The sequence below is a fragment of the Vreelandella nanhaiensis genome (genome assembly GCF_003990185.1).
GTDB lineage: Bacteria > Pseudomonadota > Gammaproteobacteria > Pseudomonadales > Halomonadaceae > Vreelandella > Vreelandella nanhaiensis.
In genome coordinates this window covers 1-19750 of sequence record NZ_RZHF01000006.1, presented here as the reverse complement: position 1 = coordinate 19750, position 19750 = coordinate 1, and the positions used below count along the sequence as shown (strand labels likewise).

Sequence of the window (19750 nt, the reverse complement as noted above, 5' to 3'; positions counted from 1 at the left end):
CGAGAGCGCGATGAGCGAATATTCCCTGTTTACCTCGGAGTCTGTCTCCGAAGGTCATCCTGATAAGATTGCCGACCAGATTTCTGATGCGGTGCTGGATGCCATTATCGCCCGGGATAAACAGGCACGGGTTGCTTGTGAAACCATGGTGAAAACCGGTGTGGCGATTATTGCTGGTGAGATTACCACCTCAGCGTGGGTGGATCTGGAAACACTGGTGCGTGATGTGATTACCGAGATCGGTTACACCTCCTCTCACGTAGGCTTTGATGGCGCCACGTGTGGCGTCATCAACCTGATCGGCAAGCAGAGCGTAGAAATTGCCCAGGGCGTTGACCGCACCAAGCCGGAAGATCAGGGCGCGGGCGACCAAGGTCTGATGTTTGGCTATGCCACCAATGAAACCGACTCGTTCATGCCGGCGCCGATTCATTACTCGCACCGGTTGGTCGAACGTCAGGCCGAGCTGCGCAAACATGGCCTGCTGCCGTGGCTGCGCCCGGATGCCAAGAGCCAGGTGACTTTCCGTTATAACGAACAGGGCCAGCCGTGCGGCGTTGATGCGGTGGTACTATCGACTCAGCATGACCCTGAGATCGATCAGGAAGACCTACGTAAAATGGTCAAGCGGGAAATCATTGAGCAGGTCATTCCTGCGGAGTGGCTTAACGAGAACACCCAATACCACATCAACCCGACCGGCAAGTTCGTGATTGGCGGCCCGGTAGGCGACTGTGGTTTGACGGGGCGCAAGATCATCGTCGACACCTATGGCGGCATGGCCCGCCACGGTGGTGGCGCATTCTCAGGCAAGGACCCCTCAAAGGTAGACCGCAGCGCGGCTTACGCGGGTCGTTATGTAGCCAAGAATGTGGTAGCCGCAGGGCTTGCCGACAAGTGCGAGATTCAGGTCTCCTACGCGATCGGTGTGGCGGAGCCGACTTCGGTGTCTATCGACACCTTCGGTACCGGCAAGATTGACGATGCCCAGATTGTCGAGCTGGTGCGCGAGCATTTCGATCTGCGTCCATACGCGATCACCAAGATGCTCGACCTTCTTCACCCGATGTATCAGCTGACCGCTGCCTACGGCCATTTTGGTCGGGCACCGTTCGAGCATAGCTATACCTGGGTAGACGATAAAGGCGAAGAGCATACCGAAACCTTTACGGCCTTCCCTTGGGAGAAGATCGACAAAGCCGACGCGCTGCGTCAAGCGGCCGGTTTGTAAGACATTCGCTAGGCTGGTTGTAAGAGAACGCCCCTTTGGCTCTGCCAGGGGGCGTTTTTTTATGCTTCCTGCTTTAGGCTGAATCATACAATAACCAGGGGAAAGCGTTATGGCGGCACCACGATGGAGACGACGCATAGGTGGGCTACTGCTGCTAATGGCATGCGGCCTAGTGAACGGTACGGTGATGGCGGCCTGCCCCACGTGGCCCTGTGAGCGTCTTGAGCACGAGACTCAGGCGCTCGCCGCGCAAATTGCCCAGTGGGACCATGCCTATCACGAAGAAGGCATCTCACTGATTGATGATGCGCTCTACGATCAGGCGGCTGCCAAGCTTGAGAGCTGGCGTATCTGCCTTAACGATCCCACCGCCCATCAACCGCTGACCCGAGTAACGTCCAGTCGCAGTACACGCGAACACCCGGCCGCGCAGCAGGGGCTTAATAAAACCGACGAAGCGGGTGTGCGACGTTTTACCAGCCGTCGGGAAAATCTCTGGATTCAACCCAAGGTGGATGGTGTGGCAGTAACCTTGCGTTATCAGGCTGGGGAGCTGGTTGAAGCGGTCAGTCGGGGCGATGGGCGAGCAGGTCTGGATTGGACGGCTAGAGCCCTGGCGCTGCCTGGTGTGCCCAATACGTTGCCCATTGCCATCTCGGCCATTCTTCAGGGCGAGCTTTATTGGCGGTTAAACGAGCATATCCAGTCACGCGAGCCTTCAACGGGAGCGAGAAGTGCCGTAGCAGGGGCCATGGCGCAGTCCGCTCCTTCCCAGGAAACTCAAGCGCAGGTGGGGCTCTTTGTATGGGGCTGGCCGGATGGGCCGACCGATATGGCAGAGCGGCTAACGCAACTGAGCGAGCTTGGGTTTGATACGGCAACCTACACCCATTTATTGAATGACGAATTTAATGCCACCTACTGGCGGGAGGCGTGGTTTAACGGTGCGCTGCCGTTTGCCACGGATGGCGTTGTCATCAAGCAGGCCGAGCGCCCTGATGTGACTAGCTGGTCCAACACTCCACCTGAGTGGGCGATAGCCTGGAAATATCCGCTTCAGCAGGCACTGGCAGAAGTGCGCGGGGTGGAATTCCGGGTAGGACGCACCGGGCGTATTACACCACTGCTCTGGCTCTATCCGGTTCAGTTGGAGGGGCGGCGCATCACCCGAGTGTCGCTCGGCTCGCTTGCCCGCTGGGAACGTTTGGATGTACGCCCCGGGGATCAGGTAGCCATCACGCTGGCAGGGCTGACCATTCCACAGCTCAATGACGTGGTATGGCAAACCCGGGAGCGAACCCCCGTTGATGCACCCGCCGCTACCGACTACCACGCGTTAAGCTGTTTCCAGAATAGCCCCGGCTGCAATACTCAGCTGTTGGCGCGGCTAACCTCTCTTGGCGAACAGCTGGGGCTTGAGGGCGTGGGTGAAGGTACCTGGCAGGCATTGCTGGAAGCTGGGCTCGTTCAGGATTTACTCGATTGGCTAACACTTGAGCGTGACGAACTTCGCCAAGCGCACGGTATTGGAGATGTGCGTTCTGAGACGCTTTATGAGCAGTTTCAGGCAGCGCGGAATGCACCGTATAGCGCGTGGCTGCAAGGCCTGGGTATACCGCCCACCGGAAATGCGGTGCTGGCGGAATGGGCCACTCTGGCCGCTTATCAACATAGCGATTGGGAGGCTCTGCCGGGTATCGGCCCCGGCAGAGCCCAGGCGCTTGATGCCTTTTTCTCCCATGATCAGGTGCAGGCCATGGCCGATGAGCTTCGGGCAATTAACGTTGAAGGTTTTGCGCCGACCCTCTAGCTCTGGCGTTAACCAAGCCCGGTGGCCCGCAACATAACGCCGAGATAGAAAGGAATCAGCAGCGGTGCCATCAGCGTGGTGACCAATACGGCCAGCGCCCCTTTCTGCGGCTGAATACCCAGTTCCATGGCGACCACCACCACATTGGACGCCATGGGTACAACGCCCAGCAGCAGTATCGCCATGGCAAGCTCCGTAGGTAAAGGCATCAGTATCTGGAGCAACACGACCGCCACAAACGTGGCGGCTGGCCAGACGATATAGCGCAACCCCACACAGGCGGCGATAAAGCGCGTATCCCAGGCGGCAAGCGTCACCTGGCTCAGCGTCATGCCAATGATCATCATGCCCAGCAGGGTGTAGGTAGCTGGAAATACATCCAGCGAGCTTGTCAGAGCCGTGGGCAACGTGACGTTGAGTGAGCTAAGCAGCAGGGCAAATAAAAACGCGTAGATCAACGGCAGACGCGAAATCTTGATAAGGCTCTGGCGAATCGAGAAATGCCCGCGGGCGCTTAGATAGAACCCCACGGTAAATTCATACAGATTAATCCCCAGCATGCAGAACAAATAAAGCGTTACTCCTTCAGGCGGCAGTAAAATCAGCGCGACCGGCAGGCCGAAGTATCCCGTGTTACCGGTTCCGGATGAAAATGCTAACAGCGCGCCTTCCTGAGGGCCGAAGCGGTGCTGGGTAAAGCGATGAACCAGCAGCGCCAGCAGGCTGACCAGGATAAACAACGCCAGAGTCAAGACCAGATACTGCGGTGTTGGGCCACCGTTCATCAGCGCGCGAAAAATGGTCAAGGGGGCAATCAGATAAACCAGAAGTGTGGCGATAGGGCGCGGGTCGATTTTCAACCGCTGGGCGGCAATAAAACCTAGCCCCACAAAGCTCAACAACATGAGTAGCGGGCCCATCAACGCACCTGGGGATAGCTCCATATGCCCTCCTGCGGCATAAAAGGGGTGAGTAACATGAGCCGAATTAAAGGCCAAACGTGGAATCTTTCATTAGCCCCGGCGCACTAGAACGGCGAGAATATACCAAAGTATCACTATTTATTATTGTTCTGTATGAGGAAATCCCATGAGCAGCCAAGAGCATCCGCTAGGTATCAGCTTTGAGTTCTTTCCGCCCAATACCGATGCTGGGCGCGACAAGCTGATGCTGGTTCGCGATGAACTGGCCGCTCGTAACCCGCGTTTTTTTTCTGTGACCTATGGCGCGGGTGGTTCCACCCAGGCCCGTACCCGGGATACTGTACGCACGGTTAGCCAAAGCGGTATTACCACGGCGCCGCACCTTTCGTGCATCGGCAGTGAAAAAGCCCAGCTGCGTGATTTGCTGTCTCAGTACCGGGAAGAGGGCATCAAGAGCCTGGTCGCCCTGCGTGGTGATATGCCCTCGGGCATGGGCAGCATCGGCGAGCTGCGCTACGCCAATGAGCTGGTGGAGTTTATCCGCACCGAAACCGGCGATCATTTTGATATCGCCGTGGCGGCCTACCCGGAAGCGCACCCTCAGGCAGCTAATCTTGATAAAGATATTGAAAACTTTGCGCGTAAAATGAAGGCGGGCGCCAACATGGCGATTACCCAATACTTCTTTACCGCCGACGCCTATTTCAACTTTGTGGACAAAGTCCGAGCGCTTGGGGTCGAGCAGCCGATTATTCCCGGCATCATGCCGATTACCAACTATACCAAGCTGGCGCGCTTCTCCGATGCATGTGGCGCAGAGATTCCGCGTTGGATGCGTAAACAGCTGGAAGGCTATGGCGACGATAGCGAGGCCATTGCCGAGTTTGGCACCGACGTAGTGACGAGGCTCTGCCAGCGCCTGCTGGATGGCGGCGCGCCGGGGTTGCACTTCTATACCCTCAACCAGGCGGCCCCCGTATTGAAGGTAGTTGATAACCTGGTGGGCTAACATAGCGCTTGGGGTTTAACCCGCACCAAACAAAACGCCCCGCTCATTGAGCGGGGCGTTTTGCTTTCTACAGCAAGTTACTAACTTGCTGGCGCTTGTACCTTGTCAGTCTCCTTGCCGCCACCAAACTGCTTGCGCTGCATGATGACGAGGCCGGCGCCAATCGCAAGACCCGCGATATCGGTGTAGATGCCGCCATAGATCATGCACATCGCACCCACCAGCATGATAACCCGTTTGAGTACGTTTACCGGCCCAAAGAACCAGGCCTGCACCATGCCGGAAAGCAAGATGATACCTAGCGTGGCGGTAACACCTACCCGCAGGATCTGCATGGCAGAGCCTTCCATCAACATGGCTGGGCTGTAGAAGAACATGAACGGCACGATAAAGGCCGCCAAGCCGATCTTGAACGAGGCCACCGATGTACCCATAGGATTGTCGCCGGAAATACCTGCCGCCGCATAAGAGGCCAATGCAACCGGCGGGGTAATAGCTGACACCACCGCGAAATAGAACACGAAAAAGTGGGCAATCAGCGGCTCGATACCGATATTGATCAGCCCGGGCGCCACCACCGAGGCAGCAACGGCGTAGGCGGCCGTAGTGGGCATGCCCATTCCCAGCAGAATACTGATTAACATGGCAAAGACCAGCGCCAGCAGCTGGCTAACGCCCGCCAAGCCGAGCAGCAACGAGGAGAAGCGCGCACCGACACCTGTGAGCGAAATAACCCCTACAATCAGACCCGCGCAGGCACAGACCGCGATGATTTGAATAGCCATGGTGCCCGCCAACTGAAGCGCCTTGAGTATCGCGGTCACCCCCATTTTGTTAGGTGACACCCAACTGACAACGGCAGCCGAGGCGGTGGCCAAGGTGCCTGCCCGAATCACCGAGTACCCCATAAACAGGGCGACAATCAGGATGATAATCGGCGCAAACAGGTAGGCCTGCTTGGCCAGCTTGGAAAATAACGGGATTTCGTCTTTACGCATGCCGCGCATGCCTTTACGAGCGGCTTCGAAATCCACCATAAAGTAGATAGACGCAAAATAAAGAGTGGCCGGGATCAGCGCGGCAATGGCGATCTCGGTATAGGGAATACCGGTAACTTCCGCCATGATAAAGGCGCCAGCGCCCATGATCGGCGGCATGATTTGCCCACCGGTAGACGCTGCTGCTTCAATAGCCCCTGCACTGCGCGCTGGGTAACCTACCTTCTTCATCAGCGGAATGGTCAGTGAACCGGTGGATACCACGTTACCGGCTGACGTGCCGTTGATCATGCCCATCAGGCCTGAGGCAAAAATAGACACTTTGGCGGGGCCACCACGGGCGCGACCGGCGGCGGCAAAGGCGAAATTCACAAAATAGTCGCCTACTTTTGATGCCTGCAGGAAAGCGGCAAAAATAATAAATAGAATGATATAGGTCGAGGAGACGGCAGTAGTCGGGCCTAAAATGCCCGCGTCGGTGTAAACCTGGCTGAAAAAGCGCTGCAGTGACAGCCCCGGATAGCCCAAAAAGCCGGGTAGATAAGGCCCAGCAAAGACATAAGCCAGGAAGATTGCTGAAATCACCACCAGAGCCAAGCCCGCCACACGCCGGGTCAGCTCTAAAATGAGCAGTGAACCAGATATTGCCGCCCAGGAGATGCCAGGAGGCGCAAACGAGGTGCCGGTCGACATCCGCATGCTGGTATTAAAGGCCATGAGCAGGTAGCCCGCGCTAGCCAGAGCACAGACCATCAGAACGAGATCAGCGGGGTTAAAACGGTGGCGCGCCTGCCGATAGAACCATGAAAGCACGATGGCCGCTGCTGTTGTGGCCATCAAAGGATAGCCGTAGTGCAGCGTCTCGAGCGTCGCGTCGATGCGCATGGCGCCGCCGCTGATGGCTTGCTGCATCAGGAAAACTTGTGCAAGCGTATAAGCTGCAGGTACCAACAGCGCGTACGCCACCCACTTAAGCCACGCAGGCGACGCGGCCTGGTCATCGTCTGCAAAGCGGGCGCCCGCAAAGAGGCCGTAGCCCAGAATCAGGGCACCGGCGATGTGGACGATACGAAACGACCACGTTTCCATGGGATACACGTTCAGCGAGATCAGGTGGAAGCTTGAGTAGGCAATAGCGAGTGCGGCAAACAGGAAAAACTGCCAGCCTGCAAATACGCGGCGGTTGGCTTCAACCACATCCTCATCGACACCCTCTGCAATCGCGGTGGGTGGTGAAGCAAGCAGGGCATCATCCTTGAAGCCGTCGGGGGATTGGGGGGTAGTGGGACTCATCAGAGTTCACCCTCACAGCAGAAGCAAAATAGGAGCAATAGCCAAAACTGCCCCGCCTGAAAAAGCCAGTAACGGGGCAGCCAGATGATGCTTAAATTTTAGTTGATCATGTCGTCAGAAATTTCGTAGCCGTTCTCTTCGTACCAGCGGGCAGCGCCTGGATGGAAGGGCAGCACGGTGTTGTGCACGATGTTTTCCGGAATGCTGGTTTCAGCACTGCGGTGGATAGCGCGCATGCGGTCGTTATTTTCCATGGTCACTTTGGTGACTTCATAAATAAAGTCTTCCGGTAGATCGCACGCGGCAATCGCAAAGTTCCACATGGAGACCGCGCGGGCATCTTCATCAAGCGTTGAGTAAGTGCTGGCCGGAATAGTGAATTCAGCGACCGGGAAGGCGTCAAGTACTGTCGCCAGTTCGTCTTCGGTAAACTCGATGATGTTCACGTCAGTCTGTACTTCCAGCTGGCTAACGGCGGGGATCGGAATGCCCGCTGCAAAGGCCACCACGTCCAGCAGGCCATCCTGCAGCTGGCCACCGAGATCAGACCAGCCGCCGTTGCGGCGCTCGAAGTTTACCCCCAGGGTTTCCAGCATCGCGGGGAAGTAGGTGTCAGAGGTTGAAGCTGCCGGGCCGAAGCCGATACGTGCGCCATCCGGAATGTCCGAAATGGACTCAATGCCCGAGCTTGAAAGCGCGGCAATCGAGAACGGCGTTTCATACATGGGGAACAGAGCGCAGACGTTATCCATTGCCAGGCCAGGCGCCAAGGGGCTTTCGCCTTTTACCGCGTCAGACGCGGGGCCCATGGTAGTCAGACCGAAGGCCATATCGCCGCTGTGCACCAGCGCCAAGTTCTGGGTCGGACCGCCGGTAACTTCGCCGCCGCCAGAAACGCCCAGCTCATCAGCGATAAAGTTGGCCCAGCCCGAACCGTACACGAAAAATGTACCGCCCTGACTTGCGGTACCGACGGTAAAGTTTTGTGGCCAGTCAGCGCGGTCCGCGTGAGCGCTGGCTGCGGCAAGCAGGGCGGCGCTGCTAATCAGTAGGGTAAGAGTTTTCGGCATCATCGTGCGCATGGCATGTTTCCTAAGCTGTTATTGGGATTATGGCCTGGCAAGCGTTTTATATCTGGCCATTAGCAATGTCATTAAGCACTTATTAAAAAGCGATTGTTGTGCCATCTTTTTGATAGGTATTTAAAAACATTAGCTTAGGAGAATGGATTTCAACTTTAGTAGCGATCTAAAGGACGCCGAATGTCCGGTTATTCGCACGCAGGATGAAATAGAGTGTGCGGTTTTCCGCTCACTTTTGTGGTGAGGCGGTAAGGTAGGGTAAGGAATGAAACGAGAGAAGCAAAAAGAGGGCTGAATAGCCCTCTTTTGAAAACCTTAGGAGCGCGGTTTGCCGGGGTCTAGAATCCGTACCGGCTGTACGTCCTGATTTTTTTGCTCGTCGCGCACTTGGTTAACTCGAGTGGTCAGCTCTGATGAGTTTTCATCCTCGACGGGTAGCTGCTCAAAAAAGTCGCAGCTAACGCACTCCCGGTAGCGAATGCCGTTCTGCTCCCAGGCACGAATACGATCCATGGCGGCGCAGCGCGGGCATATAACACCGGCTATAAAGCGCTTAACGGTAGACATAGCGTTCTCCAAACGCGAGGCGCCGTCTTATAACAGGCGCCGTGTTTAGGTGAGTAGTTAGGCGGCGCGAATCCCGCTATGGCGCAGCAGCGGTTCCACGCTGGGTTCGCGACCACGGAAGGCCACGAATAACTCAGCTGCGTCGCGTGCCCCGCCTTGTTCCAGAATCTCACGGCGGAAGCGCTGGCCCGTCTCGGCATCAAAGATACCCGCCTCTTCAAACGCGCTCCAGGCATCGGCAGAGAGTACTTCAGCCCACTTGTAGCTGTAGTAACCGGCCGCGTAACCGCCGGCAAAAATATGCGCAAAGCTGTTCTGAAAACGGTTGAAGGGCACGCCGGGCACCACGGATACTTGACTGCGTACTTCATCCAGCAAGGCTTGAACGTCGCTGGCGCTGGGAGCGCTCAGCTCATGGTGCAGGCGCAGGTCAAAAAGGGAAAATTCGATTTGGCGCATCATGCCCATGGCGGATTGGAAGTTCTTGGCCGCCTGTAGGCGCTCAAGCAGCTCAGAAGGCAACGCTTCCCCAGTCTCCACGTGCTTGGCCAGCAGGTTAAGCCCTTCACGCTCCCAGCAGTAATTTTCCATAAACTGGCTGGGCAGCTCCACTGCATCCCAGGCAACGCCGTTGATACCTGAAATATCGGCGATACGCTGCTTGGTCAACATATGGTGCAGGCCGTGGCCAAACTCATGGAATAGTGTGGTTACTTCATCGTGCGTCAGCAGGGCAGGCTTGCCACCCACCGGGGCGGTAAAGTTGCAGGTTAAAAACGCCACCGGCAGCTGAATACCATTTTTAGTCTGGCGGCGTACCCGGCAGTCGGCCATCCAAGCGCCGCCCCGCTTGCCTTCACGGGCGTACAGGTCGAGATAGAATCCGGCAATCGGTTGGCCGTTTTCGGTAATTCGGAAATAGCGCACGTCAGTATGGTAACTCGGGGCCTTGCTATCCTCTTCGACGCTAACCCCATAAAGGCGCTCTACCACCTGGAAAAGGCCGTCGATAACGCGCGGGGCAGGGAAGTAGGGGCGCAGCTGCTCTTGGGAGATAGCGTGGCGCGCTTCGCGCAACTTCTCGCTTGCGTAGGCAATATCCCAGGGCTTGAGCTCTTCAAGGCCGAGTTCATCGCGGGCATAAACGCTGAGCTCGGCAAACTCCTCTTTTGCCTGGGGGGCGGCCCGGCGGGCCAGGTCACCCAGGAAATCGAGCACCTGCTCGGGGGAATCGGCCATCTTGGTGGTCAGCGAAAAGTCGGCATAGGTCTTGAACCCCAGCAATTTCGCCAGCTCCTGGCGAAGCGCCAGAATTTCTTCCATGATCGGGGCGTTATCGAACTTGCCCGCGTTAGGCCCCTGGTTGGAGGCGCGTGTCACAAAGGCGGTATACACCTCTTCACGCAGCGCTCGGCTGTCGGCATAGCTGACTACCGGGAAGAAGCTCGGGAAATCCAGAGTAATGCGGTAACCCGATACGCCTTTGGCTTCGGCCATTGCCTTTAGTGTCTCCAGCGCGCTCTGGGGAACACCGGCTAGCTCCTCCTCGCTATTGATGTCCTTATGCCACGCTTGGGTGGCATCCAGTACGTTATTCGAGTACTGGTTGGAGAGGGTGGAAAGACGTGACTGAATCTCTCCATAGCGGGTTTTCTTGTCGGCGGGTAGGTCTACCCCGGCGAGGCGGAAGTCGCGCAGGGCGTTATTGACCGTGCGCTGTTGAGCGGCGTCAAGCCTCGCCCAGGCCTCGCCCTGTTTGAGTGCCTGCCAGCCGTGGAAGAGGCCTTCATGCTGGCCTACCCAGGTGCCGAAAGCCGAGAGCTTTTCCAGGCAGGTTTGGTAGGCTTCGCGCAGCTCGGGCGTGTTCATCGTGCTGTTCAGATGAGAAACCGGTGACCAGGCCTTGGAAAGGCGGTCGCTGACGGCTTCAAGGGGATCAGCAAACGTTTCCCAGGTAGGCGGTGTTTCAGCCGCCTGTTTGGCCAGGCGGTCAATCATTTCGCGGTTCTCGCTTAAAAGCGCTTCCACCGCAGGTACCACATGCTCGGCACGCATTTCAGCGAAAGGGGGAAGTTCGTGCGTTTCAAGCAGCGGATTGGGGGTCATAAGCACCTCGATTGGAGCATCAGGAAGTCGTGAAAGCGTGCAAAAACGCATGATAATAGCTAAACAGTGTGGGCACAGGACGACTCTTTCAATGGCAAGGTTTGGCCTCTTGGCAAGTGCCTGCTAGTCTTGCCGCCTTTTATTGCCCTTAATGGCGGGAGAAAACAATGAGCGAAACGCTGGAACGTTGGGGGTCGAAGCGCGCTTTTATCCTGGCGGTAACCGGGGCCGCAGTAGGGTTGGGTAACATCTGGCGCTTTCCTTATGTAGCGGGGGAGAACGGCGGGGCGGCGTTTTTACTGATCTACGTGGCGTTTGTGCTTTTATTGGGTATCCCTGTGATGATGGCTGAGATACTGATTGGCCGAGCCGGACGGCGCGGGCCTATTCAGGCGCTGGGTGCGTTGGCAGCACAAGCCGGGGCGTCACCGAACTGGCGTTGGCTGGGGCTATTTGGGGCATTGACGGTTTTCTGTATTCTGTCTTTCTACTCGGTGGTGTCGGGCTGGTCGATCGAGTTTCTGGTGGCCTCGATTAACGGCCAGTTTAACGGCGCCTCGGCGGCTGAGATTGGCGCGGGCTTTGAAACGTTTTTAGCCAACCCGGGGCTTTTGATTTTCAATCACTCCCTTTTTCTGTTCATGACCATGACGGTGGTCGCCGCCGGGGTATCCAAAGGCCTTGAACGGCTTAATAATCTGCTGATGCCGCTTTTGTATGCGCTGTTGTTGCTACTGGCGGTGTATGCCGCGACAACCGACGGCTTCTCAACGGCGCTGGCATGGCTTTTTCTGCCTTCTTTCGATGCGCTGACGCCGACCGTGGTGCTGCATGCCATGGGGCACGCGTTCTTTACCCTGGCCGTTGGGGCCTGCGCATTGATGGCCTATGGCGCCTACATGCCCGAGGAGCAGAGTCTGCCCAAGGCGGCATTCGCCGTTGCCGCACTGGATATCAGCGTGGCGTTGCTGGCCGGTATCGCCATCTTTTCGGTGGTGTTTGCCCAAGGGATGGACCCGGCTGAGGGCCCGGGACTCATGTTTGTCACACTGCCGATTGCCTTTTCCGAGTTGCCCGGCGGGGCGATTTGGTTAAGCGTATTTTTTCTGTTGTTGCTGCTGGCAACCTGGACCTCGGCGATCAATCTAGCGGAGCCCATGGTGGCTACGCTGCAGGGGCTGGGGCTTCGGCGCAGTATATCGACCGCCATTGTCGCGTTTAGCGTATGGCTAATGGGGCTTTTGTCAGCGTTTTCATTTTCCACGCTGGCCGAGTTTCGGCCGCTGTTCGGACGCAATATATTTGAACTGGTCAGCAGCATCCCGCCGGATGTGTTCCTGCCGCTTGGGGGGCTGTTGATTGCTACCTTTGCAGCCTGGGTCATGCCGCATAATGCTGCAGTGAGCGCGCTGGGTATGGGCGAACGCGGCTACCGGTTATGGCGTAATATCGTGCGCTGGGTGTCAATTCCGCTGACATTTATTGTTTTGCTGGGCGGGCTGTTATAGCCGACACGGCGTGCCAACATACGTCATACGAGCCACAGGGTTAAAGGTAGAATTCTTTAACGTAAGGAGAGTGCTATGAGTGATGCACTGAGAAACTTTAAGAACCATTCGCCACGCCTGGGCGAGCGTGTCTATGTGGATCCGGCAAGTGTGGTAATTGGTGACGTTGAGCTGGGCGATGACTGCTCCGTATGGCCGATGACTGTCATTCGTGGCGATATGCACCGGATTCGTATTGGGGCCCGCACCAGCGTGCAGGATGGCAGCGTGCTGCATATTACCCACGCCAGTGACTTCAACCCGGATGGCTTCCCGCTCACGATCGGTGAAGACGTCACTATCGGACATAAGGCCATTTTGCATGGCTGTACGCTGGGTAATCGGATCCTGGTAGGCATGGGAGCTATCGTCATGGATGGTGCGGTGGTCGAAGATGAGGTGATCATTGCCGCCGGTGCTGTGGTCACACCCGGCAAGCATCTGGAAAGTGGCTATGTTTACGCCGGTAACCCAGCTAAAGCGCTACGCCCGCTCAAAGACAAGGAGCGCGCATTCTTCCCCTATACTGCCGGTAACTACGTAAAACTCAAGGATCAGTTTCTGGCCGAAGTTCCCTTATGATTGGCCTTGGCTAAATGGTTGGCCAGGCAACCTTTTTTCTAAAACAGCCATGTTGTAATCTTTGAAAATCTGGTAATTTATCCAGTTTTCCAGGGTGCCGCGACATGGCGAACTTTCGCACGCATATTACGGTAGCGACCGCGGGCGGCATGTTAATGGCGTACGCGGGCTGGCAGGCTCAGTGGTGGCCTTATTCTCAAGCCATATTGATCGTGGCATTGGTCGCGTTTGGCGGGATCCTACCAGATATTGATGCTGACCGATCACGCTCTATCCGTTTGATTTTCAATATACTTTCCGTGCCTTCGCTAGTGTTGGGGGTAATACTGCTGGAGTCATGGCTGACGCCTGGCATGCTGCTTCTCGCCTGCGGCGGCATTTACTTTTCGGTGCGCTATCTGGCGGGGATACTGTTCTCAAAGCTGACTGTTCACCGGGGTATCTGGCATTCGCTGTTAGCGGCGGGGCTATGCTCGCTGTTAACCGCCGCGCTGAGCTTTCATCTGCTTTTTCAGCCCCCGTGGCTTGCATGGTCACACGGTGCGGCCGTTTTGCTGGGGTTTATTATTCATTTAGGGCTTGATGAAATCTATAGCGTGGATTTGGAAGGGGCTCGGCTGAAACGCTCCTTTGGCACAGCGCTTAAGCTGGGTGACAGCCGCCGTCCCATGTCCAATCTTCTTATGCTGATTGCCACCTTGACGCTACTGCCTTGGGCACCCCCCTGGTCGGTGTTAATTGAGCTCATGAATCAGGGGTCGCTGCTGTGGCGGTAGTCGTCGGCGTGCAAACCGTGCTTTTTAAGCTTGTCGTACAACGTTTTGCGCGGAATGCCCAGATGACGGCAGACATCGGTCACACGGCCGTGATGGCGGGAAAGCGACTGGCTAATCAGACTCTTTTCAAATAGCTCTACCTGGCGTGGCAGGGTGGGCTCCTGAGTATCGGACGCGGCACCTTCCAGCAACATGTCCAAGCGATAATCAAACGCGGCGCCCAGCAACACGTAGCGTTCCGCTAGATTGCGCAGCTCGCGTACGTTGCCGGGCCAATCGTGAGCCAATAGAGCCGCCACGGCCTGGTTATCCAGACTGGGAGCTTCCAAGCCGCTGCGGTTAGCAGCAACAACGGCAAAATGCTGAAATAGCAGCGGGATGTCTTCGCGCCGCTCGCGCAGGGCAGGCAACGGTAGGGTCACGACGTTTAATCGGTAGTAGAGGTCTTCGCGAAAACGTCCCTCTTCAGCGGCTGCTTTAAGGTCGACCTTGGTGGCGGCAATAACCCGCAGGTTTAGCGGCACCACTTCATTGGCGCCCAGCCGCTCTATACTGCGTTCCTGAAGCACGCGCAGCAGTTTGACCTGAAGAGCCAGCGGCATGGATTCAATTTCATCCAGAAACACCGTACCGCCATTGGCGTGCTCAAACTTACCAATTCGACGCTCAACCGCGCCGGTAAAAGCCCCTTTTTCATGGCCAAAGAGTTCCGACTCAATAGTGTTTTCCGGTACAGCGCCACAGTTGATGGCCATAAAGGGGTTGTTGCGCCGGGCGCTTCGCTCGTGAATGGCGCGAGCCACCAAGTCCTTGCCGGTACCCGTTTCGCCAAATAGCAGCACGTCGGCCTCCACTTGGCTGATCCGCTGGATCATCGCGGCAAGGCGGGAAATAATCGCCGTGCGACCTACCAGACGCGGGCCGAGCGCGGCTTGTTGTACTTCAAGCTCTGCCTTCAGCCGATTGTTTTCCAGGCTGAGCTGGCGCTTTTCGATACCCCGGCGTACGACATCCAGCAGTTGATCGCCAGCAAACGGTTTCTCCAGAAAATCCCAGGCACCGGCGCGCATCGCCTCCACCGCAGTGGAGATATCGCCGTGGCCGGTAATTAAAATGATTGGCAGGGTCGGGTCGCGGCGGTGCAGCTCATGAAGAAGCTCCATTCCGCCCATCCCTGGCATGCGAATATCGCTTACGATAACGCCAGGAAAGTCCGCCGATAAGGCTTCCAGCGCCTGCTCGGCGGACTCAAAACAGTGGGGCGTGTAGCCGGCAAGCTCCAGGGTCTGGCTGGCAGTGATACGCAGGTGCGGCTCGTCGTCGATCACTATGACCGGCAGCGTCGACGGTTCATGCATGGCTACTGTTACCTTTCAAGGAGTGGATGGGCGCGTGCGCTGGTGGTGAAAAAGGCAGCGAGATGGTAAAGCTGGCACCGCCAGTGTCACGGTTCTTGGCCTGCAGTTTGCCGCCCAGATCGTCCATGATACGTGAAGAAATGGAAAGTCCCAGGCCAAGTCCGCTACCCGGGGCCTTGGTGGTAAAGAAAGGTTCAAAAATCTGCGCCAGGTGGGCATCATCAATGCCGGGTCCGTTATCCATCACACTGATGATGACCTGCTGCTGGGTAAGCGTCGCGCTTAGGATGAGTTGTGGTGCGGGCGTCTCTTTCATGGCGTGCAACGCGTTGCCGATCAGGTTCACCAACACCTGCTCAAGGCGTACCAGGTCGCCGGTTACCCAGAGGGTTTCATCCGGCCACTGTTGTTCAACGCACACGTGCCCATCGCGTAGGCGGCTGTGAAACAGGCGCAGGGCATATTCAATGCAGGCTTGTACCGAGATAGTTTCCTGGCGCTCGCTGCTCTTGCGCGAGAACTGACGAAGCTGGGCACTGATCTCGGCCATACGCTTGGTCAGTTCAACGATCTGTTCCAGGTTGGCATCGGCTTGCTCAACCCGGGAGAGCGCTAAAAAGCGCCGGGCGTTTTCACCGTAGGCACGAATGGCTGCCAGCGGCTGGTTAAGCTCATGGTTGATACCCGCAGCCAGCTGGCCCAGAACGGCAAGCTTGGCGGCCTGAATCAGCTCATCTTGAGTTTGGCGCAGGTTGGCCTCGGCGCGACGGCGCTCTTCGATCTCATCCGAGAGACGTTGGTTGCTGGCGACCAGGTCACGGGTGCGGCGCTCGACGCTCTCTTCAAGCTCATCGCGGACCAAGGCCAAAGTTTGTCTTTCGCGTTCGGCAAATGCTTCACGTTCGCGACGCAAGCGCAGGCGCTGCCAGCCAATGCCGCCTCCCAGAGCAATCATTCCGTAAAGCCCGCCCGCCATTAACGCGGCAATCCACTGGGCGCTGACCACCGGCGTCAGGGGTTTGAGAATATGCATGTTCCAGCCAAACTCCACTATCGGCCGGGTCAGGCTTAAATAGCGCACGCCGCTCAAAGGCCCGTCAGAGAAACTAACCAGCGCACTGTCTGTTCCATAGCGAGCCTCTATGTTGATCCCGGAGGGTGCCAGGGGCTCTATGGCATAACGACGCGTTTCATGGAGCGCCTGGCGCTTTTCATCACTAAGGGGGTGAAGTGCGCGCATGCGCAGTTCCGGGCGGCTGGCCATGAAAATGATATTGTCGCTGTCGGTGACCAGCAGTTCGGCATCCTGTTCTGCCCAGCCCTCTTCAACATCGTCCAGCAGTACTTTTATCACCATCACGCCGTCAGGTCGGGCGTCGGGAGAGGTATCGTCGATCCATACCGGTGCCGAGAAAAAGTAGCCCCGCTCAAGTGACTGAGTGCCCAAGCCGTAAAACCGGCCCTGCCGCCCGGCGATAGCTTCGGTGTAATAGCTGCGAAACGCGTAGTTGTGGCCAATAAACGTATTGGGGCGATGCCAGTTGCTGGCGGCAATCGTGGTGGCATTATGATCAAGAAGGTAAACGTCAGATACCCCCGAGGTAAAACGGAAGCGGTCCAGCAACAGGTTAAGCGGCATGGGGTTTTGGCTTTCGGGGGCGCTTAAAAAACGCTGAACACCTTCCCGGGTGGCCAACATTTGTGGCAGGTAATCGTAGCGGAGCAGGTAGCCGTTGAGGTTGGCGGCTGAAAGCCGCAGCTCATTCTCAGCGTCATCCCGCAGGTCAGCAATCGCCTGTTCACGTGCCAGACGGGCAGCTTGCCATATGGTGACGACTAGCCCTGCGGTGATGATGGCAAGCCACATCGCTTTCCAGCGCAGTTTTTTCATACGGCTTGACTGCTGGAGCCTTGCGAACGCCTTAAGGCACGCTGTGCCCGGGTTTCGGCGCGGGCCGCTTCCAGTAACCCTTCCTCGACGTATACCAAGTGCTCATGCGCCCGTGTTCGGGCATCTTCAGCGCGGCCTTCCAGAATGGCATCGAGAAGCGCGCGGTGCTGCTGCATTAACTTGCTGCGTGATTCGGGTTTGGCAAATAGGTGTGCCAGATTATCCACAATACTTTGTTCAAGAAGGTGGAAAATCCCGCGGATCGTGTGCAGCAATAAAACGTTGTGTGCTGCTTCTGCAATGGCCAAGTGAAAGGCGGCATCCAGCTTGGCTTCCTGCGCCGGGTCGGCCCCCACAAAGCCGCCATCCAGCTCTTCAAAGCGCTGTATGAGAACGGCCTTATCCGCCGGGGTAGAGCGCAGCGCCGCGTAGTAGGCGGAAATGCCTTCCATGGCATCTCGGAACTCGAGCAAATCAAGGTGGAACTCGTTATGCCGGGAGAGCATTTCCAGAAGCGGGTCGGTATAGCCGTTATTCAGCGTATCGTTAACAAAGGTGCCGCCGCCTTGGCGACTGGTAAGCAGACCCCGCGCGGCCAGCTTTTGAATCGCCTCGCGTAAGGAAGGCCGTGAGACGCCAAAACGCTCAGCCAGCTCGCGCTCCGGGGGCAGTCGCTGGCCTGGCTTCAGGCTCCCTTCAAGAATCATGGCTTCCAGGCGTTCAGTAATAACATCGGCCAAGCGCTGCTGGCGAAGCGGTGGGTAGGTCATGCATCACTTCCTTTAATTGGTAAGACCAATAGTAAGGCAGGTTGATTGCCCTGCTCAAGCACTCGCCAAAGAAAGAGTGTCGGATATATATCCCAGTAAGCATGAAACTAAAGTATAGGGCTGTTTAACCCCATATTGACACAACATTGTTTGACACGCTTGGTGCGCCTAATTAATGTAAGCGCATTAATAGTTGTCAATTGGTTTTACCAATTTAAGCGACTGCTAGCGTGGTTAGCACGGTACTACAGCAGGTTTGGGTTTAAAGCCAATCCCGCTCTATATAGCAAACCAGTACACGCCTTCTTATATAGCACCTGCTTATATTTACTCCGGTGCCGGTCTTAATGGTATGCGCAGTGTTAGGCTGCTGAGGGTAGTTCCCGCTTCAGCGCTCTAAGCAGATTCTGCAGTAACCATTAATAGATAGTGCATCCACTGCATAGGGCTTGCCATGATCATTTCTGCATCCACTGACTACCGCAAGGCGGCCCAGCGCCGCATACCGCCCTTCCTGTTTCATTATGCGGATGGCGGCTCTTATACCGAGCACACCTTGCGGCGTAACGTCGAGGATCTGGCCGGTATTGCGCTGCGTCAGCGTGTGCTTAAGGACATGTCATCGCTATCGCTTGAAACCACCCTGTTTGGTGAAACTCTTGCTATGCCGATTGCCCTGGCGCCAGTCGGGCTGGCAGGCATGTACGCCAGGCGTGGTGAAGTGCAGGCGGCGCGCGCGGCGGCCAGTAAAGGCATCCCTTTTACGCTCTCGACGGTCTCAGTGTGCTCTATCGATGAGGTGGCCTCGGCCATTGATCGGCCAATCTGGTTTCAGCTATATGTATTAAAAGACCGGGGGTTCATGAAGCACGCCCTGGAAAAGGCTAAGGCGGCCGGCGTCAGAACACTGGTCTTTACCGTGGACATGCCGGTGCCGGGGGCGCGCTATCGAGACGCTCACTCCGGTATGAGCGGTAAAAGCGGGCCGATCCGGCGGATGGCCCAAGCTGCAATGCACCCTTTCTGGGCTTGGGATGTAGGTATTAACGGCCGTCCTCACGATCTGGGGAACGTTTCTGACTACCGGGGCAGCCCGACAGGGCTTGAGGATTATATCGCCTGGCTGGGTAACAACTTCGACCCTGCGATCTCCTGGAAAGACCTGGAGTGGATCCGTGAGTTCTGGGATGGGCCTATGATCATCAAGGGCATTCTCGACCCCGAAGACGCTCGCGATGCGGTCCGCTTCGGTGCGGACGGCATTGTGGTGTCCAACCACGGGGGGCGCCAGCTTGATGGTGTCCTTTCCACCGTACGTGCCCTGCCTGCCATTGCCGATGCGGTTAAAGGTGACTTGGCTATTCTGGCGGATTCCGGGATACGCAGTGGACTTGATGTTGTGCGAATGATCGCTTTGGGTGCCGATACCGTATTGCTGGGACGTGCCTTCATCTATGCGCTTGCCACAGCCGGCGAGTCTGGCGTTTCTCACCTGCTTGAACTGTTTGAGAAGGAAATGCGGGTAGCCATGACACTTACTGGGGCACATAGTATCGCTGATCTAGGGCTTGATTCGCTGGTTCCCGATGCGATTCTCGGTACCTATTAAGCCCTGTTTACGCCTTTATTAAGAATAAGGTTAAAAACTACTTGCCATAGGGCGGGTGAATCCGTAAAGTACGCATCCGCTGCCGGGGACGCCAAGCGTTACCAGCGGTGAATGAAGGTGAAAACCTTCGGGTTATCAAGTGGTTAGAGGTTTTGGGTGTGCGCAGTTAAACATCGAAAACAACGCCCTTGACAATCA

General features: G+C 56.7%; 15 protein-coding genes. 7 read left to right on the top strand and 8 right to left on the bottom strand.

Annotation, left to right across the window (positions count from 1 at the left end):
• Positions 1 to 10 precede the first annotated feature (10 nt).
• Both metK and ligB read left to right on the top strand, forming a co-directional pair.
• The gene (metK, locus tag ELY38_RS05345) at positions 11 to 1231 is read left to right on the top strand and encodes a methionine adenosyltransferase (RefSeq protein ID WP_127060475.1); all 1221 of its coding nucleotides are present in this window, start codon (positions 11 to 13) and stop codon (positions 1229 to 1231) included.
• 109 nt (positions 1232 to 1340) lie between these two features.
• Entirely contained in the window at positions 1341 to 3041 is a 1701-nt protein-coding gene (gene ligB, locus ELY38_RS05340) for an NAD-dependent DNA ligase LigB (RefSeq protein WP_246009071.1), read from the top strand.
• Between the two features lie 8 nt (positions 3042 to 3049).
• Here ligB and ELY38_RS05335 read toward each other — a convergent pair whose 3' ends face one another.
• Positions 3050 to 3985, bottom strand: coding sequence for an AEC family transporter (locus tag ELY38_RS05335; RefSeq protein ID WP_127060474.1), 936 nt, complete (start codon positions 3983 to 3985; stop codon positions 3050 to 3052).
• A 145-nt stretch (positions 3986 to 4130) separates the two neighbouring features.
• Here ELY38_RS05335 and metF point away from each other — a divergent pair, with 145 nt between their 5' ends.
• The gene (gene metF / locus ELY38_RS05330) at positions 4131 to 4973 is read left to right on the top strand and encodes a methylenetetrahydrofolate reductase [NAD(P)H] (protein WP_127060473.1); all 843 of its coding nucleotides are present in this window, start codon (positions 4131 to 4133) and stop codon (positions 4971 to 4973) included.
• An 80-nt stretch (positions 4974 to 5053) separates the two neighbouring features.
• Here metF and ELY38_RS05325 read toward each other — a convergent pair whose 3' ends face one another.
• The 4 genes from ELY38_RS05325 to prlC all read right to left on the bottom strand — a co-directional run bounded on the left by ELY38_RS05325 (position 5054) and on the right by prlC (position 11019).
• Positions 5054 to 7264 carry a TRAP transporter permease gene (locus ELY38_RS05325; RefSeq protein WP_127060472.1) on the bottom strand — a complete coding sequence of 737 codons (2211 nt, stop codon included), beginning with the start codon at positions 7262 to 7264 and terminating at the stop codon, positions 5054 to 5056.
• Positions 7265 to 7362: 98 nt separating this feature from the next.
• Positions 7363 to 8346 (bottom strand): TAXI family TRAP transporter solute-binding subunit, encoded by a 984-nt coding sequence (locus tag ELY38_RS05320; protein ID WP_127060471.1) that lies wholly within the window; start codon positions 8344 to 8346, stop codon positions 7363 to 7365.
• Between the two features lie 315 nt (positions 8347 to 8661).
• Complete coding sequence (locus ELY38_RS05315; RefSeq protein WP_127060470.1) at positions 8662 to 8913, bottom strand: YheV family putative zinc ribbon protein; 252 nt, start codon at positions 8911 to 8913, stop codon at positions 8662 to 8664.
• 57 nt (positions 8914 to 8970) lie between these two features.
• Complete coding sequence (gene prlC / locus ELY38_RS05310; RefSeq protein WP_127060469.1) at positions 8971 to 11019, bottom strand: oligopeptidase A; 2049 nt, start codon at positions 11017 to 11019, stop codon at positions 8971 to 8973.
• 167 nt (positions 11020 to 11186) lie between these two features.
• Here prlC and ELY38_RS05305 point away from each other — a divergent pair, with 167 nt between their 5' ends.
• The 3 genes from ELY38_RS05305 to ELY38_RS05295 all read left to right on the top strand — a co-directional run bounded on the left by ELY38_RS05305 (position 11187) and on the right by ELY38_RS05295 (position 13924).
• Positions 11187 to 12527: a sodium-dependent transporter gene (locus ELY38_RS05305; protein WP_127060468.1), complete on the top strand. Its 1341-nt coding sequence runs from the start codon at positions 11187 to 11189 to the stop codon at positions 12525 to 12527.
• Between the two features lie 75 nt (positions 12528 to 12602).
• Positions 12603 to 13148, top strand: a complete 546-nt coding sequence (locus ELY38_RS05300; protein WP_127060467.1) for a gamma carbonic anhydrase family protein — start codon at positions 12603 to 12605, stop codon at positions 13146 to 13148.
• 104 nt (positions 13149 to 13252) lie between these two features.
• Positions 13253 to 13924 carry a metal-dependent hydrolase gene (locus tag ELY38_RS05295; RefSeq protein WP_127060466.1) on the top strand — a complete coding sequence of 224 codons (672 nt, stop codon included), beginning with the start codon at positions 13253 to 13255 and terminating at the stop codon, positions 13922 to 13924.
• Here ELY38_RS05295 and ELY38_RS05290 read toward each other — a convergent pair.
• Genes ELY38_RS05290 through ELY38_RS05280 form a run of 3 tightly spaced genes read right to left on the bottom strand, consistent with a single transcriptional unit; the run spans position 13900 to position 17943 of the window.
• The gene (locus ELY38_RS05290) at positions 13900 to 15282 is read right to left on the bottom strand and encodes a sigma-54-dependent transcriptional regulator (RefSeq protein WP_127060465.1); all 1383 of its coding nucleotides are present in this window, start codon (positions 15280 to 15282) and stop codon (positions 13900 to 13902) included. The two genes, ELY38_RS05295 and ELY38_RS05290, sit on opposite strands and share 25 nt — an antisense overlap.
• Complete coding sequence (locus ELY38_RS05285; protein ID WP_127060464.1) at positions 15275 to 17173, bottom strand: sensor histidine kinase; 1899 nt, start codon at positions 17171 to 17173, stop codon at positions 15275 to 15277. The genes ELY38_RS05290 and ELY38_RS05285 overlap by 8 nt, the downstream gene beginning before the upstream one ends.
• Positions 17170 to 17943 carry a GntR family transcriptional regulator gene (locus ELY38_RS05280; RefSeq protein WP_127060463.1) on the bottom strand — a complete coding sequence of 258 codons (774 nt, stop codon included), beginning with the start codon at positions 17941 to 17943 and terminating at the stop codon, positions 17170 to 17172. The genes ELY38_RS05285 and ELY38_RS05280 overlap by 4 nt, the downstream gene beginning before the upstream one ends.
• 454 nt (positions 17944 to 18397) lie before the next feature.
• Here ELY38_RS05280 and lldD point away from each other — a divergent pair, with 454 nt between their 5' ends.
• Positions 18398 to 19552, top strand: a complete 1155-nt coding sequence (gene lldD / locus ELY38_RS05275) for an FMN-dependent L-lactate dehydrogenase LldD (RefSeq protein ID WP_127060462.1) — start codon at positions 18398 to 18400, stop codon at positions 19550 to 19552.
• Positions 19553 to 19750: the final 198 nt, after the last annotated feature.

Coding starts and splice junctions, on each gene's coding strand:
- metK (WP_127060475.1), top strand. CDS start 11: ATGAGCGAATATTCCCTGTTTACCTCGGAGTCTGTCTCCGAAGGTCAT.
- ELY38_RS05295 (WP_127060466.1), top strand. CDS start 13,253: ATGGCGAACTTTCGCACGCATATTACGGTAGCGACCGCGGGCGGCATG.
- ELY38_RS05325 (WP_127060472.1), bottom strand. CDS start 7,264: ATGAGTCCCACTACCCCCCAATCCCCCGACGGCTTCAAGGATGATGCC.
- lldD (WP_127060462.1), top strand. CDS start 18,398: ATGATCATTTCTGCATCCACTGACTACCGCAAGGCGGCCCAGCGCCGC.
- ELY38_RS05305 (WP_127060468.1), top strand. CDS start 11,187: ATGAGCGAAACGCTGGAACGTTGGGGGTCGAAGCGCGCTTTTATCCTG.
- ELY38_RS05285 (WP_127060464.1), bottom strand. CDS start 17,173: ATGAAAAAACTGCGCTGGAAAGCGATGTGGCTTGCCATCATCACCGCA.
- ELY38_RS05290 (WP_127060465.1), bottom strand. CDS start 15,282: ATGCATGAACCGTCGACGCTGCCGGTCATAGTGATCGACGACGAGCCG.
- ligB (WP_246009071.1), top strand. CDS start 1,341: ATGGCGGCACCACGATGGAGACGACGCATAGGTGGGCTACTGCTGCTA.
- prlC (WP_127060469.1), bottom strand. CDS start 11,019: ATGACCCCCAATCCGCTGCTTGAAACGCACGAACTTCCCCCTTTCGCT.
- ELY38_RS05315 (WP_127060470.1), bottom strand. CDS start 8,913: ATGTCTACCGTTAAGCGCTTTATAGCCGGTGTTATATGCCCGCGCTGC.
- ELY38_RS05335 (WP_127060474.1), bottom strand. CDS start 3,985: ATGGAGCTATCCCCAGGTGCGTTGATGGGCCCGCTACTCATGTTGTTG.
- metF (WP_127060473.1), top strand. CDS start 4,131: ATGAGCAGCCAAGAGCATCCGCTAGGTATCAGCTTTGAGTTCTTTCCG.
- ELY38_RS05280 (WP_127060463.1), bottom strand. CDS start 17,943: ATGACCTACCCACCGCTTCGCCAGCAGCGCTTGGCCGATGTTATTACT.
- ELY38_RS05320 (WP_127060471.1), bottom strand. CDS start 8,346: ATGCGCACGATGATGCCGAAAACTCTTACCCTACTGATTAGCAGCGCC.
- ELY38_RS05300 (WP_127060467.1), top strand. CDS start 12,603: ATGAGTGATGCACTGAGAAACTTTAAGAACCATTCGCCACGCCTGGGC.